The sequence below is a fragment of the Mycobacterium sp. URHB0044 genome, assembly GCF_000620625.1.
GTDB lineage: Bacteria > Actinomycetota > Actinomycetes > Mycobacteriales > Mycobacteriaceae > Mycobacterium.
The window spans coordinates 110,139-126,544 of record NZ_JIAW01000009.1 but is presented as its reverse complement, the minus strand read 5'-3'; the positions used below and the strand labels follow the sequence as shown (position 1 = coordinate 126,544).

Sequence of the window (16,406 nt, the reverse complement as noted above, 5' to 3'; positions counted from 1 at the left end):
CAGGCGTCGGCTCTTGGCCGCAGGCGTGCGAGTATAGGTCCGAGCAAAACATGCAGGCCGAAGGCTGAAGCTGAAGGAGGACACGGTGGTTGCGGCGGACTCGCCGAACTACGCCCGGCGATTGGGCATCGAGAAGAATCAGGTTGTCCAGGAGCTTGGCTGGGACGAGGACAGCGACGACGACATCCGTGCCGACGTCGAGGACGCGTGTGGCAGCGAGCTGCTTGACGAGGACGCGGACGATGTCGTCGACGTGGTGCTGCTGTGGTGGCGCGACGACGACGGCGATCTCGTCGACCGCCTGATGGATGCGATCACACCGCTGGCCGAGGACGGCGTCATCTGGGTGGTCACGCCCAAAACCGGCAAGCCAGGACACGTGCAGCCTGCGGAGATCGCCGAATCGGCGCCCACCGCGGGTCTGATGCAGACGTCATCGGCGAACCTCGGCGACTGGATTGCCAGTCGCCTCGTCCAACCGAAGTCGAAGGCCAAAGCGCGCTAGTGCTGGAAGCCGGAACCGAGGCGCCCGACTTCACGCTGAAGGACCAGGGCGGCCAGCCCGTCACGCTGGGTGCCTTCCTGGGCGCCAAGAACGTGCTTCTGGTGTTCTTCCCGTTGGCGTTCACCGCCATCTGTCAGGGGGAGCTCGACGAGATCCGGGACAACCCGGCGAGGTACGACAACGACGACATCACGACGCTGGCGATCTCGGTGGGGCCACCGCCGACGCACAAGGTGTGGGCGAGCCAGAGTGGCTTCACGTTCCCGATCCTCTCCGACTTCTGGCCGCACGGGGCGGTCGCGCAGGCCTACGGCGTGTTCAACGACGTCACCGGTTTCGCCAACCGCGGCACGTTCGTGATCGATCGCGCAGGAGTGATCAGGTTCGCCGAGATGAAGGCGCCCGGGGAGGTTCGCGACCAGGCGCTGTGGAATGAGGCGCTCGCCGCTCTGAAGGTCGGCTGACGGGATTTCCCGTCGCCCGCCGTCGGCGTGTAGCCTGCCCGAGCACGGGCGCGTAGCTCAGTGGTAGAGCTCTGGTTTTACACACCAGCGGTCGGCGGTTCGATACCGTCCGCGCCCACCAATGTTCGCCCAGTTCAAACGGGGCTATACATCCCGACGGGCGACCCCGGCTGTGCCAAGTCCCGCCACCGGCTTTCCTGGCGTCTTTAGCCGCCTGCCCAGCCGCGCGTGCGGTGTCGTTGTAGTAGTTGATCGACCACCGCTTGAGCTCCGCGATCGTCAACACTTCAGTCACCGCCACTCGTCGACATTGCCTGGCACACTCGCCCGCAGGCAGCACCGCCTACGTGTGCTAACGCCAATCTCGCACGTCCTTGTGCAAATGTGCCATAGCGAAATTGGGACAATCGATACGAATTGCCCTGGAGCACAAGAGACTTCGGTTAGGTAACCAAGGTTGGGTGGGAATTGTCGGGAAATTGCGGTCTCTGTGAGTGGAGGAAAAGACGAGGGGGCCGGAGTAAGGAAGATGATCGGGCGTCGGCGTTCGGTCAGAGCGATGTAGATCGGCTGCGCGCCGAACGCGCGCAAGCGCTGGCAGAAGGCTGCCGCGATGGCGCACCCGTGCAACCTGCCAGTCGAGAACGCGCATTGCGTTCTGTAGATTCAGAATCATATTCTGGTCATGAAGAAGACTGTAGGACTGACCGTGTGGTGGCTGCGCATGGCCCCGGTGATAGAAGGCGCGAGGTATCGGCATGAAGGTACATCTGCAGGGAAAGGGGCAGCCGGACAAGGCGGCCGCGCGGGCACGTGAAATAGCCGAGCTGGGCGCCGACGGATTGTTCAGCTTCGAGGGCCCCAACGACGTGTTCTTTCCGCTGGTGGCCGCCGCGGGCCAGACTGAGCTGGAATTGATGACCAACATCGCCGTGGCCGGCCCTCGTAGCCCGCTCCACCTGGCGCACGCCGCCAATGATCTGCAGATCTATAGCGGGGGCCGGTTCCGTCTCGGGTTGGGCTCGCAGACCCGGGCACACATCGTGAAACGTTATGGTGCGCAGTGGGGCAAGCCCGCGGCCCGGATGGCCGAGACCGTGCGGGCGGTCAAGGCGATTTTCGCGGCCTGGGAAGGTACCGCCCCGTTGGACTTTCGCGGTGAGTTCTACTCCCACACGCTGATGACGATGGCGTTCAATCCGGGACCCAATCCGTTCGGGGCGCCGCCCGTACTGATGGGTGCGCTGGGCCCGCTGATGACCCGCACCGCGGCCGAGGTCGCCGACGGGCTGCTGATACATCCGCTGACCAGTGACCGGTTCTTTGCGGAGAAGACGCTGGCCTCCTACACCGAGGGACTCACGCGCGCGGGACGGACACCGGACGACTGCCAGATCATGGCCCAGGCCATGGTCGCGATGGGGCGCACCGAGGCCGACCTCGCCAAGGCCATCGACGGGGTGGCGTTTCAAATCGGCTTCTACGGATCCACCCCTGCGTATCTTCCGGTGCTCGCGCAGGAGGGCTTCGCCGACGTGCAGCCCACGCTCAACGCGTTGTCCAAGGAGGGCAAGTTCGCCGAGATGCGTGCCCTTATCAGCGATGACATGGTGCGCAGCTTCGGCATCATCGGCACGCCGGAGGAATGTGCCGTGCAGATCCGCGAGCGCTTTGGCGATCACGCCAGCGACGTATGCTGCTATTTCTCCAGCTACACCCCCGCCGACGCCGACGTGGCCGACCTCGTCGCCGCGCTGCACCAGATCGAAGCCACCGATAAGACCGGCGCGGCCGCGGCTGTGACTACACCCGCGGTGACCTCCTGACGCCTGCGCGGGCCAGCACACTCAGCGAGGCCACGGGCGGCATCGCCGGCCCTTCTCGATGGCGATTGCAGACCGACTGTCGGTGAGGCCGGGTTCAGCTGGACCGTGGCACCGACAGGCAGAATCTCAAGAGGTGCTCGGCCTCCGTGCGGCTGGGTTTGGTCTTGGCCCACAAATGCCCGGCTACTCGGCCGACGACGGCTTGGGTGACCAGCTCAGCGTCCAATTCGGGGTCGGTGCTGCCCAATGCGGTAAACGGCTCCCGCAGGAGGTTGGCCAGCGGCCGCTTGGAGACCTGGCTGCCGATCGGGATCGCGGAGTTGAGGTTGACGCTGTTCCACAGGACCGCCAGCGTCGTTTCGGCGTTGGCGTCCTCGGTTTGGGCGAGCACCCCGTCCAGCCATCGTTTGACCTGTCCTTCAGGGCTGCGTTCCTTGGCCATCCGCCGTCCGATGCCCGCGGCGGTGCGTTCGGAGCCGTCTTCCACAAGGGCGGCGACCAAGGCGTCCTTGGACGGGAAGTGCCGGTAAAACGCATCGTTTGACAATCCGGCAGCGGCGACGATGTCCGATACCCGCACCCGGGTGGCGATGCCGTTGGTGACCATGATCTTCACCGCGGCATCCATAAGTGCCCGAACCTCGTTGTGGTAGTTGGTCCGTCGCGCCGCGGTCTGGGCTGCGATCCGGGCGGCCACACCTGCGCCGGACTCCACTGCGTTCTGCATGACCAGAATTCTATTCTGCCGCCGACCGATCTGTCCCGCCACAACCTGCCCGCGCGCCGTAATGGCCGTGAGATGCCCGGCAGAGCCGGGTGCGCTCCTAGGCGGCAGTCCCTCAGCTGGCTGCTTGCGTTTCCCGATCAAGAATCTTATTCTTCAGAATAGTATTCTTGTTCTTCAGAAGGATGTCGGGCAGCGGTCCACTACCACCGCCGCTAGGAAGGTCACCCCAATGAACACGCTGGGCTATCGGGCGATCGACGTCGACGAGCACTATTACGAGCCGATCGACTCCTTCACCCGGCACCTGCCCAAAGAGTTCAAGCGCCGTGGTGTCCAGATGGTGCAGGACGGCAAACGCACGATCGCCTTGATGGGGGGCCGGGCCAACCACTTCATCCCGAACCCGACATTCGATCCGATCATCGAGCCCGGCTGCCTGGACCTGCTATTCCGCGGCGACATCCCCGAGGGAGTCGATCCGGCGTCGTTGATGAAAGTCGACAGGATGGCGGATCACCCCGAGTATCAGAACAGGGATGCCCGGGTGAGGATCCTCGACAAGCAGAACCTCGAGACCATTTTCATCCTGCCGACGTTCGCTTGCGGTGTCGAGGAGGCCCTCAAAGGCGACGTCGAGGCGACCATGGAGTCGGTGCACGCGTTCAACCTGTGGCTGGACGAGGACTGGGGTTACGACCGGCCTGATCACCGGATCCTGGCGGGGCCGATCATCTCACTGGCCGATCCGGACAAGGCCGTCGACGAGGTCGAGTTCGTGCTGGGCCGCGGCGCCAAGCTGGTGCTGGTGCGCCCAGCGCCGGTGCCTGGGGTAGTCAAGCCGCGCTCGCTGGGCGACCCAAGCCACGATCCGGTGTGGGCGCGGTTGGCCGAAGCCGGCGTGCCGGTGATCTTCCATCTGTCCGACAGTGGCTACCTGGCGATTTCGGCGTTGTGGGGTGGCACGGGGACCTTCGAGGGGTTCGGGAAGCGGGATCCGTTGGACATGTTCTTGGCCGATGACCGCGCGATCCACGACACGATGGCTTCGATGATCGTCCATCAGGTGTTCACCCGCCATCCCGCGCTGAAGGTCGCCAGCATCGAGAACGGCTCGTACTTCGTTTACCGCTTGATCAAGCGGTTGCGCAAGGCCGCCAACACCGCGCCGTATCACTTCACCGAGGACCCGGTCGAGCAGCTCAAAAACAACGTCTGGGTGACGCCCTACTACGAGGACGACGTGAAACTACTGGCCGACACCATCGGGGTGGACAAGATCCTGTTCGGCTCGGACTGGCCGCACGGCGAAGGCCTGGCTGACCCGATGAGCTTCACCGCCGACATCCCGCAGTTCCCCGAGTTCAGTGCCGAGGACACCCGAAAGGTCATGCGCGACAACGCCCTCACGCTGCTCGGCATATCCGTGCCGGCCACCACCTGAACCACTCATCTCGCCAGAGCCGAACGGCGGCACGGGGGAGGAGCGGCACCGTCGCCGGGCCGGCGACTGCACCCCCACACGCTGACACCGAGACGTCACCGGAAAGGCACCCCATGACCGAATGGTCTTTCGCCGCGGTCCTCGACACCATCGCCGAGGCCGTTCCCGAGCGGGTGATGACCCGCTGCGGTCCCCGGGTCACGACGTTCGGTGCGTCGGCACAGACCAGCACGCGGCTGGCCAACTTCCTGTCCAGTCGGGGACTGGGCGCCCACGCACGCCACCAGGACACTGCGCGCTGGGAGTGTCGTCAGGACCGGGTGGCGCTGCTGATGCGCAACGACCGCTATCCCGAGGCGTTCATCGCCGCCACCAAGGCCCGCACGGTTCCGGTGAACGTCAACTACAACTACACCGCCGCCGAAGTCGCCGACCTCCTGGACTACGTGCGACCCCGCGCCGTCTGCTATCACCGCAGCTTCGGACCGGTTGTCGCCCAGTCCATCACACCGGCGATCACCGACCTGTTGATCTCGGTCGACGATGGCAGCGACACTCCGCTGCTGCCTGGCGCCATCGACTACGACACCGCGATCACCATGGGCGATCCCCGACCGACGCCGACGTCCCCGGACGACCTCGTGATGATCTGCACCGGCGGCACCACTGGGCGCCCAAAGGGAGTGCTGTGGCGCCAGGGTGACATGTACGTCTCCTCCATGGGTGGCGCCGATCACCCCAGCGCCTCGGTGATCACCGACATCGCCCGCGCCGGCGGGCAGACCTGGTTCGCGGTATCACCGCTGATGCACGCCCTCGGGTTGTGGAGCGCGTTCGCCGCCATCCTCGGCGGGCACAGCGTGGTCCTGCACGACGACCGTCAGCCCTTTGATCCCCGGGCGGTCTGGAACACCGCCGAACGTCACCGGGTGTCGATGATGAGCATCGTCGGCGACGCCTACGCTGCACCGCTGGCCGCCGAACTGCAGCGCGCCGACTACGACCTGTCCACACTGGTCGCCCTGGCCACCGGCGGTGCGGCCACCCATCCGCAGCACAAACAGGCCTTGATGGCCCGGTTGCCGCAACTGTCGATCATCGACGGCTACGGCTCCTCGGAGACCGGCGGCCTGGGCTACGGGCAGAGCCAGCACGGCCGGCAGTCACACACCTTCTCGACGTGGAACGGCGGAGTGGTGCTCTCGGACGACCGTCGCCGCGTCCTTTGCCCCGGCGACACCGAGATCGGGCCGCCAAGACCGGACGCATCCCGCTGGGATACTTCGACGACCCCGACGCCACCGAGGCGACCTTCCCGGTCATCGACGGACTCCGGGTATCGATCCCGGGGGATCGGGCCACCATCGAATCCGACGGCACCATCCACCTGTTGGGCCGCGACTCCTTGGTGGTCAACACCGGCGGGGAGAAGGTCTTCGTCGAAGAGGTCGAGCAGGTCCTCCGCACCCACCCCGCGGTCGCCGACGCCCTGGTGGTCGGTCGCCCCCATCCGCGCTGGGGCCAGGAGGTCACCGCCGTGGTCAGCACCACCGTCGGGCACGATTCCGACGGCGACCAGCTCCGCCATTACTGCCGCGCCCAGCTCGCCGGCTTCAAGACCCCCAAGGCGATCGTGTTCGTCGACGCCGTGCGCCGCCTGGGCACCGGCAAGGCCGACTACCGGTGGGCAAAGCAGGTCGCCGCCGACGCCGCAGCGGTCGACGCCGCGGCCCACGATGCGGAGAAGGTATGAGCCCCAATGTGATCGACTGCCTGGTGAACGTCCACTTCGGTGAGACCGCGCAGCAGCCCCAGTTCATGCTCAAGGTCCGCGATGATTACTTCAAGGGACCCTCCTCGCTCTACGAGCAGATCGAACTGCCCGCGTTGCTCGACGAGATGGACGCCCACGGTGTCACCAAGGCGATCCTCATGGACAACATCGCCAAACCATCGGTGACCGCCCGCAAGTTCGTGCAAGAACGGCCCGACCGGTTCGCGCTGGCCATGGGCGGGGTCAACCTGCTGCGGCCGGTGGCCTCCCTGCGCGAGTTGACCGCGCTGACCGCCGACCTGCCCGTCGCCTATGCCGTCGTCGGTCCCAGCTTCTGGGGCGATGGCCAGTACCCGCCCAGCGACGCCGTGTACTACCCGCTGTACGCCAAGTGCGCTGAGATCGACCTGCCGCTGTGTGTCAACACCGGCATTCCCGGACCGCCGATACCGGGCGAGGTGCAAAACCCGATCCATCTGGACCGGGCGTGCGTGCGCTTCCCCGAGTTGAAGCTGTGCATGATTCACGGTGCCGACCCGTGGTGGGACGTCGCTATCCGCATGCTCATCAAGTTTCAGAATCTTCGGCTGATGACCTCGGCGTGGTCGCCCAAACGCCTGCCCGAATCCCTGCTGCACTACATGCGCACCCGCGGACCGGACAAGGTCATCTTCGCCTCGGACTACCCGGTGCTGCGCCAGCAGCGCGTCGTGCCGGAAGCCGCCGCCCTGGACTTGCCCCAGCAGGTCCTGCGAAAGTACCTGCACGACAATGCCGAAGAGTTCTTCTTCACCGCCCGCACCGCCACTACCCACGCCGGCCTCAGCGTCGAGGTTGGCTGAGCCATGGACCGCCACGAGCTGCGCCGCCTGGACTACAGCCTGTCTGCCGACCACACCGACCTGCAGCGCGCCTACCGGGAGTTCTTCACCGCGACCTGCCCGATCGAGACGGTGCGCGCCGCCGAACCCTGCGGCTTCGACAAGGACCTCTGGGAACGGTTGTGTGCCACAGGGGCCACCACCATGGCGCTACCCGAAACCGCCGGCGGCGACGGCGCCACCCTGGTCGATCTCACCCTGGTCGCCGAGGAAGCCGGGCGCGCCCTAGCGCCGGTGCCCTGGCTCGATCACGTCGCCGCGGTCCGGTTGTGGGCCACCGTGGGGGAGGTGCCCGCCGATGTCGTCACCGGCGCGCAGATCTGCACGCTGGATCCTCACCAGGACAACTTCAGCGGGCCCCGGCTGCTGCCGGCGGGGGCGGTCGCCGACCATCTCATCGTGCGCGACGGTCACGACGTCGTGCTCCTGCGCTTTGAGAGCCGTCCGGCGGCGGTCGACAACATCGGCCGCCTCCCGATGGCCTGGGTGGACCCCGCCCTGGCCGCCGAACGCCACGTCCTGGCCTCCGGACCCGAGGCGACGGTCGCCTATCAACGTGCGCTGGATGAGTGGCGGCTGCTGACCGCCGCAGCGCTGACCGGCCTGACCGAGGCGACCATGACGATCGCTGCCGAATTCGCCAAGACCCGCTTCACCCTGGGCGTGCCGATCGCCAGCCTGCAGGCGATCTCCCATCCGCTGGCCGACATCGCGATCACCGTGGGCGGCGCCCGCAACCTGACTCGGCGCGCGGCGTGGTTCGCCGACAACGAACCCGGCGAGCGCCCCGAACTGGCCAGCTGCGCCTTCGTCTATATCGCCGGTGAAGCACCCCGGGCCGCGGCGGTGGCCGTGCATGTTCAGGGCGGCCTGGGGGTGTCGGCCGAAGCGGCCGCCAGCGCCTATCTGGTACGTGCCCGCGGCTGGGCCCTGGCCGGCGGAGACCCTGCTCACACCGCGCAGCACATCACCAAACTGGTCGCCGAACGTGAACTGGCCGCCCGCACCCCACCCGCCGCGCTGGCAGCCGAACCCACCCCGGTCTAGGAGGACACCGATGGACTTCTCCCGTGTCATCCTGGCCGACGACGACGCCACGTTCGCCGCCCAAGCCCGCGACTTCCTTGACACTCACGTCACCGACGAAGTGAAACACCGCGTGCACGACACCGGCGAAAGCTTCGACGAGACAGTGCATCTGGCGTTGGGAGACCGTGGCTGGCTGGCCGCCCAGCTCACCCCGCACGCCGAAGGCGGCTTCAGCCGGCTGCCGCGGCGCATCTTCGACCTGGAGAAGCGCCGCGCCCGCGCGCCCTACATCGCGTGGGGCACCACCGCCATGGTGGCGCGCGCGGTCCGCAAGTTCGCCCGCCCAGAACTGCAAAACGAAGTGCTGCCCGGGGTGTGCAGTGGAACGATCCGGCTGTGTCTGGGCTACACCGAGCCCGAGGGCGGTTCGGACATCATGGCCTGCAAGACCCGCGCGGTGCGCGACGGTGAGGACTGGATCATCAACGGCGCCAAGATGTTCACTACCGGTGCGCACGTCTCCCAGTACGTCTTCCTCATCACCAACACCAACCCCGACGCCCCCAAACGCGACAGTCTGACCATGTTCCTGGTGCCGCTGAACCTGCCGGGCATCGACGTCCACGGGGTGCGCTGTATCGACGGGGACCGCACCAACCTCACCTACTACAACGACGTCCGCGTCCCCGACAGATACCGCATGGGCGAGGTCGACGGCGGCTGGACGGTGCTGCGCGACCCGCTCAATGCCGAGCACGGCGCCGTGGACGCCGACCCCGACGGTTTGCAGGACATCGCCGTGATGCAGCAGCAGGCCGACATGCTCGCCGAAGCCGTCGACGGCGCCATCGCCCGTGCCTGCCAACCCGATTCGCACGGCCGCTGTCTCGCCGACGACCAGTCTGTGCGCTACCGGTTGGGCCGCGACTATGCCCGTGTGGAGGCCGCCCTCTCCACCCCGAACATCCTTGGGCGCGTGGCCATCGCCCAAGCCCTGCGCGAGGTCTCCGCCGACGTCATGGACACTCTGGGTTCGGCTGCGGCGCTGCCGATCGGGGTCGGCGGGGCCGCCGACGACGGCGCATGCGAATACCTGTTCCGGTTCGCGCCGCTCGTCGCGATCTACGGCGGCACCGTCGAAGTGTTCCGCAACATGATCGCCCAATACGTTCTAGGACTGGGTAAACCGGCCTACGCGGCACCGGCGCCGGAGACAGCGTCCAGGAGCACACCCCGATGACTGCACCGTCGTTGCCGCACAGAGCTCCGCAGAACGGAGTCCACTGCCGATGACGACTCACCATCCTCGCCGGGTCTGGGGGCGGATGGCCAACGTCGCCGCTATGAAACCCTGCGGATACACCCTCGACGTCGTGGCCATCGACGCCGCCGACGCCGTGCGGGCCGCCGGCGGCCTGATGTTCGACCGCATCCACAGGGGCTGGACCGCAAGAGTCTTCGTCTTCGAGGACCTCGACCCGCGCCCGCTGGACATCCTCGGCGCCCTCGGGCTGCCCTACGACGGCATCGACGCCCCGGCACCGCTGAGGACTTTTTCTGCGCTGGCAATGTCTAGTGCCGCGCTGGCGCGTAGCGACGAGATCTACCAGGACATCTTGACCCGGCTGCGCCGCGGCTGCGCCGAAGTCACGCTGTGGGGCGACCCTCCCGAGGAAATGCGCCAACACCTCATCGCCATGGAGCATCGCCTCACCTCGGCGGCCCGGGCCTTCAAGGCCTGCGCATGGGCGGCCTGCGCCGATGGCCCCGTCCTGCAACAGAAGTCGGAACGATTCCACGGGTTGGGCAGCCTGTGCGTTCCCGACAACCCCGACCTCACCCCGATCACCGTCGCTATCGGGTGAATGACCAACCACCACGCCGCGCCCAGCCCCGCGCGACGATCTCCACCGCTACGAGGAGCATCCATGACTGCCCCCACCGAGGACCAGCTCGCCCGAGTTCTGGCCGACCCTCAGTCCTACACCGACGAGATCGCCCTGCACACCGCACTGGCCCGGCTGCGCCTGCAAAGCCCGGTCTCCTGGGTCGACCAGCCCGGCTACCGGCCCTTCTGGGCGATCACCAAACACGCCGACATCACCGAGGTCGAACGCGACAACGCGACGTTCACCAACGCGCCACGACCCATCCTGATCACCGCCGAAGCCGATGACCTGCAAGCCGGCAGCGGGGTCAGCACACTGATCCACCTCGACGGGCAACAACACCGCAAAGTCCGCGCCGTGGCAGCGGACTGGTTTCGGCCCAAAGCGATGCGCGCCCTGCAGACCCGCATCGACGAACTGGCCGCGCGGTACGTCGATGACATGGCCGACGCCGGCGGTGAATGTGACTTCGTCCAACACATCGCCGTCAAGTTCCCGCTGTACGTCATCATGACGCTGCTCGGCATTCCGGAGTCCGACTTTCCCCTCATGCTCAAACTCACCCAGGAACTATTCGGCAGCGACGACGACGAATACAAGCGGCCCTCGCTGGAAGAACAGGCTCCAGCGCTGCTCGAGATGTTCAGCTACTTCACCGAATTGACCGCCAACCGACGAAGCAAACCCACCGAGGACCTCGGGTCGGCGATCGCCAACGCCCGCATCGACGGCGAACCCCTGCCCGACATCGACACCATCTCCTACTACGTCATCGTGGCCACCGCCGGACACGACACCACCAGCGCAACCATCTCAGGCGGTCTGCACGCCCTGATCGACAACCCCGACCAGCGCCAACGGTTACAAGCCGACCCCGGCCTGCAACCACTGGCCACCGAGGAGATGATCCGCTGGGTCACCCCCGTCAAGGCCTTCATGCGCACCGCCGCAGACGACACCACCGTGCGCGGCATCCCCATCGCCGCGGGACAATCACTGCTGCTGTCCTACGTGTCGGCCAACCGCGACGGCGAGGTCTTCGACGACCCGTTCCGATTCGACATCACCCGAGATCCCAACCGGCACCTCGCGTTCGGGCATGGCGTGCACTTCTGCCTCGGCGCCGCCCTGGCCCGCATGGAGATCAGCAGTTTCTTCGCCGCGTTGCTGCCGCGGCTGACCGACATCGAGGTCGCCGGGCCCCCACAACACGTCGCCACAACCTTCGTCGGCGGGCTCAAACACCTCCCCATCCGATACGAGCTGACGCCTCGATAACCCACGGCTACGGAAAGAGACCACCAATGAAGACAACCGCGGCGATCTGCTGGGAAGTCAACGCCGACTGGAGCGTCGAAGAGATCGACCTAGACGCACCCCAAGACGGGGAAGTGCTCGTCTCCTTCGAAGCCACTGGGCTGTGTCACTCCGACGAACACATCCGCAACGGGGACCTCACCGGAGCGCCACTGCCCATGGTCGGCGGACACGAAGGTGCGGGCATCGTCGAGGAGGTGGGGCCCGGCGTGCGCGACCTGAAGGTCGGCGACCACGTGGTCGCCTCCTTCCTTCCCGCCTGTGGGCGCTGCCAGTGGTGCGCCAACGGCAAGTCCAACCTCTGCGACCTCGGCGCCATGATCATGACCGGCACCCAGCTGGACGGCACCTACCGCCGCCGCGCCCGCGGCCAGAACCTCGGGGTGATGTCGCTGCTGGGCACGTTCGCCCCCTACGGCACCGTGCCCGAAGCCTCCCTGGTCAAGATCGACGACGACCTGCCGCTGTCGCGGGCCTGCCTGCTCGGCTGCGGCATCACCACCGGCTGGGGATCGGCGGTCAACACCGCCGCGGTCGGCCCCGGCGACACCGTCGTCGTCATGGGATGCGGCGGCATCGGCAGCGGCGCGATCCAAGGAGCACGCATCGCCGGCGCCGACAAGATCATCGTCGTCGACACCGTGGAAGCCAAACGCGACAAGGCCTTCCAGTTCGGCGCCACCCACTTCGTCACCGCGATGCCCGAAGCCACCGCATTGGTGGCCGAACTGACACGCGGTGTCATGGCGCAATCGGCCATCATCGCCGTCGGCCTGGCCCAAGGCCCCATGATCAACGACGCACTCAACATCGTGGCCAAAGACGGCGCCGTCGTGTTGACCGCACTGGCCGCCATTTCCGACGTGCAGCCCACATTGCCGATGACGCTGTTCACCCTGTTCCAGAAACGTCTGCTGGGCAGCCTCTACGGTCAGGCCAACCCGCGCGCCGACATTCCCCTGCTGATGAACTTGTACCGGGAGGGAAAACTGTTACTCGACGAAGCCGTCACCACCGAATACAAGCTCGACGACATCAACCACGCCCGCGATGACATGCTTGCCGGAGCCAACATCCGCGGCGTCATCATCCACCAGCACTGACAGGGAAGTCGCTCCATCGTGTGACCGCACTTAGTGCGAAAGATCAGGAGGCACGCGTCTCCCACCGATGGTCCGGCAGACGCAGCCAGCGCCATGATTCGGCTGAGGGCACGCGGCACGCTTTCAATGACTCCGTGGTTGTCACGGTGTTGTCACAACTCATGTACTACACACGGACATCTAGGGGCACTCTTTGAAACGACACCGCAGTTCAGCACCCTGCGATGTCAATAGCGACACCGGTAGACACCCCTGTCTCGCGGACTGTAAATCTGCTGCCACGCCCCAACATAGGCCACAGGGACGACATCTTGAGCGCGGTACGGGGTCGTGTCTGGGGAGAAATTCCGGGCGTCGCGGGTTTGCTGACGCAGCGGAATGTTCGCGCTCCCAAGGCATCGCGCCGGCCCGGTGGAGAACTGGTGCCACTGTGAACCCTGAGGCAGATGTTGTCGGTATGTGAGGTTTCTTTGGCAAGCGCCGTTGCGCCAGATTTGGGCACCGCGAGAACTACCATGCGGTGATGGGCACCGACGTCGACCTGCTGAAACACCCGGTGGTATCCGCCGCCGTGGGCACGGCGGCGATGGCGGTCGGCGCCGCGGAGGCCGCCTATCGCGTGGCGGAGAAGGTGCCGGTGTTCGGGCCGTTGATGCGGCGCGGCGTCGTCGGCCTGACCGAGCGGGGCGACAAGTGGGTGACCCAGAGCGCCGACCAATTCAAGGCGCTCGTGGCCGCGGTCGCGGTCGGTCTGGTGGACCTCGTTCTCGACGAGATGGACCTGAACGCGCTCGTGCGCGAGCGAGTGGACATCGACGCGCTTGCCGCCGATCTCGACATCGATGCTGTGATCAACCGCGTTGACCTGATCGCCTTGGCGGACAAGGTGATTGACGGTGTGGATCTACCGGCGATCATCCGTGAATCGACCAATTCGATGACCGCCGAGGTGATGACTGACGTGCGCACGCAGGGCGAGCGCGCCGACGACGTGGTGGCCGGAATCGTCGATCGCATGCTGGGGCGTGACCGGGACAACCGGTGACCTCATCGGAACCCGACGTCGAGCGGGCAGCCGGGATCATCACCCGGGGATTCGCGGCGGTCATTGACTTGACGGTCGTGCTGGTGATCATGGGCGTGCTCTACGGAGGCCTCGTGTTGGTGAGGCTGGTCTATTCGCCGACGGCCTTCAGCCTGCCGTCGCTGAACGCCGTGTTCTCGACGGTGGTGACGTTTGTCGTCGCGGTGGTGTATCTGACGGGATGCTGGACGGTCTCGGGATCGACGGCGGGCGCGGTGACCATGGGCCTGCGCGTCGTTGGGCGACGGTCGCAGCGGGTGAGCCTGCTCGTTGGATTGCTTCGTGCGATCTGCTGTGTGTTCTTCCCGATCGGCCTGCTCTGGGTGGTGGTCGACCGTCAGCGAAGATCGTTGCAGGACATCGTCTTTCGAACTCAGGTGATCTACTTGACGGGAGCGCGTTGACGGCACGTCAGGGCTTTTGATCGTTCACCGTTTCGTGTCGATGAGAGATCAGCTTCCAGTGGACCTGTATCACTGCGAACAGGAACGCTGTGCTGATGCCGAACAGCAGCACACCGTTCACCGCTTGCAGCGCACTCAACATCTGAAACCGGGCGGGCACAGTCAATCCCGGTATCTCGAACGTCGTCATGGTGGCCAGGGCGTACGCGGACGCATCCGTCACCGAGTCGAGCGCGCCGAGGCCCCAATACGCCAACGCCCACAGCACGCATTCCAGCCCGTGGAGGGCGGCCAAGATCAGCGCGACGGCGCCGATGTGGACGATCACGGTGGGGACCGCCCGCAGCCGCTCGGCCTTGTGCCGTTCCACGTGGACCCGGACCCTGCTCTCCAGACCGAAGGCCATCACCACCACGGCGGTCGTGTGGATCGCGATGGTCAGGACGATGAGCGCAAGGCCCACGCTCCAACTCGCAAGATCCACCCATCTTCCCTACCACTGGTCATCGAGGCAGACGGCCGATTCAGCAGTCTGGCGGCGAGTACGGGGGTGTACTGAGGGGAGGGTCCCGACGGACGGAGGCAGGCCATGGGCGACTTCGGGATAGCGGGTCTGTGGGTGCTGCTGGCGCTGTCGCTCGTCGCGGCGGTGGCGGTCGCGGCCGTCGGCATATGGCTAGGGCATCGCAGCCTCCCCGATCCGGTGAGCGAGGGGCACAACGGAGCGTTGTCGCCGTTCTTGACCTGTGTCGGCCTGGTGTATGGCGCGCTGCTGGGATTCGTCATTGTGGTTGCGTGGGAGCAGTTCTCGTCCGCGGAGACCAACGTCTCCAACGAGGCGTCGACCTTGATCACGATGTACCGGCAGACCGTCGGCATGCCGGTTCCGGAGCAGACCCAGATGCGGGTGCTGCTGCGCAAGTACACGCAAACGGTCGCGGGCCCGGAATGGGATAACGCGATACGCGCCCGTACCGGAACCGAAGGCGCGCGGGACGCACTCAACGACATGTACCGACTGCTCGGCAGCGAGACGTCGAGTGTCGCGACGAGCCCGATCAGCGGGAAGTTTTTAGACCAGCTGGGCACTTTGGCATCGGAGCGGAATCAGCGAATCCTGGACGCCAAACCGCGGATACCGGGCTTGCTGTGGACGGGGCTGCTCTTCGGCGGTGTCGTGCTACTCGGGCTCGGGGGCTTCATGCGACTGGGGAGCACGCGCGCTCATTTGGGGCTGCTGAGCGCGGTGGCCGTGCTGCTCGGCTTGCTGCTGTTCGTCGTGTTCTGGCTCGACCATCCGTTCGGCAACCAGTTGGGTGTGACGTCCGAACCGTTCGAGCAGTCGCTAATTGTTTTCGACTCGATCGACCGGGGGACGTAATCAAAAACCCGATCCCGAAGTCGAATACGAAGCCGACAATGACGCCCAACGGTGACCCGAAGCGCATTACGGGCTGGTGCCGGTCAACACACCAGCGGTCGGCGGTTCGATACCGTCCGCGCCCACTTCCTAGGACTCAACGTTCTTCCCGACCGATGCCGGTGAGACGGCTCAGCGCGGCGTAGCCCTCGTCGGTGCCCGGCCAATGCCGTCGCACCGCCTCCTGACCGGCCCGACGCACGACGCTGCGCAGCACCACGGCGACGATGATCGCGTCGTCGGCGTAGCCGAGCACCGGAATGAAGTCGGGGATCAGGTCGATGGGAAGCGCAAGGTAGCCCAGCAGCAGGCCCAGCCGAATCCGGACGCCGCGGGGCAACGATTGGTCTGCGGCGAGGCGTCGCACCAGACGCAAGACGTCGGGCAGGATCCTCGTGGCCTCGTGCAGCAGGCCGCCACGCGGCCGAACGATGGCAAGCGCACCGATCAGTGCGATCCACGCGACTAGCAGGGCCGTGGCCACACCGATCAGCAGATCCCACCATGGCGAACCGGTCATGGTCGCCATCCTCGACGGCAAC

At 66.1% G+C, this 16,406-nt stretch carries 16 protein-coding genes, 1 tRNA gene and 1 pseudogene; 15 read left to right on the top strand and 3 right to left on the bottom strand.

Features of this window, described 5'->3' with window-relative positions:
- The first annotated feature begins 85 nt into the window (after window positions 1-85).
- The 4 genes from N536_RS0119535 (at window position 86) to N536_RS38930 (ending at window position 2,795) form a co-directional block, all read left to right on the top strand.
- Window positions 86-505 (top strand): DUF3052 domain-containing protein, encoded by a 420-nt coding sequence (locus N536_RS0119535; protein WP_029115151.1) that lies wholly within the window; start codon window positions 86-88, stop codon window positions 503-505.
- The gene (locus N536_RS0119530; protein ID WP_029115150.1) at window positions 505-969 is read left to right on the top strand and encodes a peroxiredoxin; all 465 of its coding nucleotides are present in this window, start codon (window positions 505-507) and stop codon (window positions 967-969) included. The genes N536_RS0119535 and N536_RS0119530 overlap by 1 nt, the downstream gene beginning before the upstream one ends.
- Before the next feature lie 46 nt (window positions 970-1,015).
- A tRNA-Val gene (locus N536_RS0119525) sits at window positions 1,016-1,090 on the top strand.
- Window positions 1,091-1,727: 637 nt separating this feature from the next.
- Window positions 1,728-2,795: a TIGR03617 family F420-dependent LLM class oxidoreductase gene (locus N536_RS38930; protein ID WP_051574624.1), complete on the top strand. Its 1,068-nt coding sequence runs from the start codon at window positions 1,728-1,730 to the stop codon at window positions 2,793-2,795.
- Between the two features lie 94 nt (window positions 2,796-2,889).
- Here N536_RS38930 and N536_RS0119515 read toward each other — a convergent pair whose 3' ends face one another.
- Window positions 2,890-3,522, bottom strand: coding sequence for a TetR/AcrR family transcriptional regulator (locus N536_RS0119515; protein WP_029115149.1), 633 nt, complete (start codon window positions 3,520-3,522; stop codon window positions 2,890-2,892).
- A gap of 229 nt (window positions 3,523-3,751) precedes the next feature.
- On the opposite strand from N536_RS0119515, the gene N536_RS0119510 reads away from it, so the two are divergent.
- From N536_RS0119510 to N536_RS0119450, 10 genes and pseudogenes are all read left to right on the top strand, one after another.
- Window positions 3,752-4,963 (top strand): amidohydrolase family protein, encoded by a 1,212-nt coding sequence (locus N536_RS0119510; RefSeq protein ID WP_029115148.1) that lies wholly within the window; start codon window positions 3,752-3,754, stop codon window positions 4,961-4,963.
- A 113-nt stretch (window positions 4,964-5,076) separates the two neighbouring features.
- Window positions 5,077-6,716: pseudogene (locus tag N536_RS38925) on the top strand (acyl-CoA synthetase).
- On the top strand, window positions 6,713-7,579 hold the full coding sequence (locus N536_RS38920; RefSeq protein ID WP_051574623.1) for an amidohydrolase family protein: 867 nt from the start codon (window positions 6,713-6,715) through the stop codon (window positions 7,577-7,579). The pseudogene N536_RS38925 and the gene N536_RS38920 overlap by 4 nt, the downstream one beginning before the upstream one ends.
- Window positions 7,580-7,582: 3 nt before the next feature.
- Window positions 7,583-8,665 (top strand): acyl-CoA dehydrogenase, encoded by a 1,083-nt coding sequence (locus N536_RS0119480; protein WP_029115145.1) that lies wholly within the window; start codon window positions 7,583-7,585, stop codon window positions 8,663-8,665.
- A gap of 10 nt (window positions 8,666-8,675) precedes the next feature.
- Window positions 8,676-9,887, top strand: a complete 1,212-nt coding sequence (locus N536_RS0119475) for an acyl-CoA dehydrogenase family protein (protein WP_029115144.1) — start codon at window positions 8,676-8,678, stop codon at window positions 9,885-9,887.
- 49 nt (window positions 9,888-9,936) lie between these two features.
- Entirely contained in the window at window positions 9,937-10,512 is a 576-nt protein-coding gene (locus N536_RS38915; RefSeq protein ID WP_155948653.1) for a hypothetical protein, read from the top strand.
- A 63-nt stretch (window positions 10,513-10,575) separates the two neighbouring features.
- On the top strand, window positions 10,576-11,814 hold the full coding sequence (locus N536_RS0119465) for a cytochrome P450 (RefSeq protein WP_029115143.1): 1,239 nt from the start codon (window positions 10,576-10,578) through the stop codon (window positions 11,812-11,814).
- A 26-nt stretch (window positions 11,815-11,840) separates the two neighbouring features.
- A complete protein-coding gene (locus N536_RS0119460) occupies window positions 11,841-12,956 on the top strand; it encodes an NDMA-dependent alcohol dehydrogenase (protein ID WP_029115142.1) in 1,116 nt (371 codons plus the stop codon).
- A gap of 523 nt (window positions 12,957-13,479) precedes the next feature.
- Window positions 13,480-14,001, top strand: coding sequence for a hypothetical protein (locus tag N536_RS0119455; protein ID WP_197040182.1), 522 nt, complete (start codon window positions 13,480-13,482; stop codon window positions 13,999-14,001).
- On the top strand, window positions 13,998-14,444 hold the full coding sequence (locus N536_RS0119450) for an RDD family protein (protein ID WP_029115140.1): 447 nt from the start codon (window positions 13,998-14,000) through the stop codon (window positions 14,442-14,444). The genes N536_RS0119455 and N536_RS0119450 overlap by 4 nt, the downstream gene beginning before the upstream one ends.
- 7 nt (window positions 14,445-14,451) lie before the next feature.
- On the opposite strand, the gene N536_RS0119445 is transcribed toward N536_RS0119450, so the two are convergent.
- On the bottom strand, window positions 14,452-14,928 hold the full coding sequence (locus N536_RS0119445; RefSeq protein WP_029115139.1) for a hypothetical protein: 477 nt from the start codon (window positions 14,926-14,928) through the stop codon (window positions 14,452-14,454).
- A 105-nt stretch (window positions 14,929-15,033) separates the two neighbouring features.
- Here N536_RS0119445 and N536_RS0119440 point away from each other — a divergent pair, with 105 nt between their 5' ends.
- Window positions 15,034-15,825: a DUF4239 domain-containing protein gene (locus tag N536_RS0119440; protein WP_029115138.1), complete on the top strand. Its 792-nt coding sequence runs from the start codon at window positions 15,034-15,036 to the stop codon at window positions 15,823-15,825.
- 136 nt (window positions 15,826-15,961) lie between these two features.
- Here N536_RS0119440 and N536_RS0119435 read toward each other — a convergent pair whose 3' ends face one another.
- On the bottom strand, window positions 15,962-16,384 hold the full coding sequence (locus N536_RS0119435) for a YkvA family protein (RefSeq protein WP_029115137.1): 423 nt from the start codon (window positions 16,382-16,384) through the stop codon (window positions 15,962-15,964).
- Window positions 16,385-16,406: the final 22 nt, after the last annotated feature.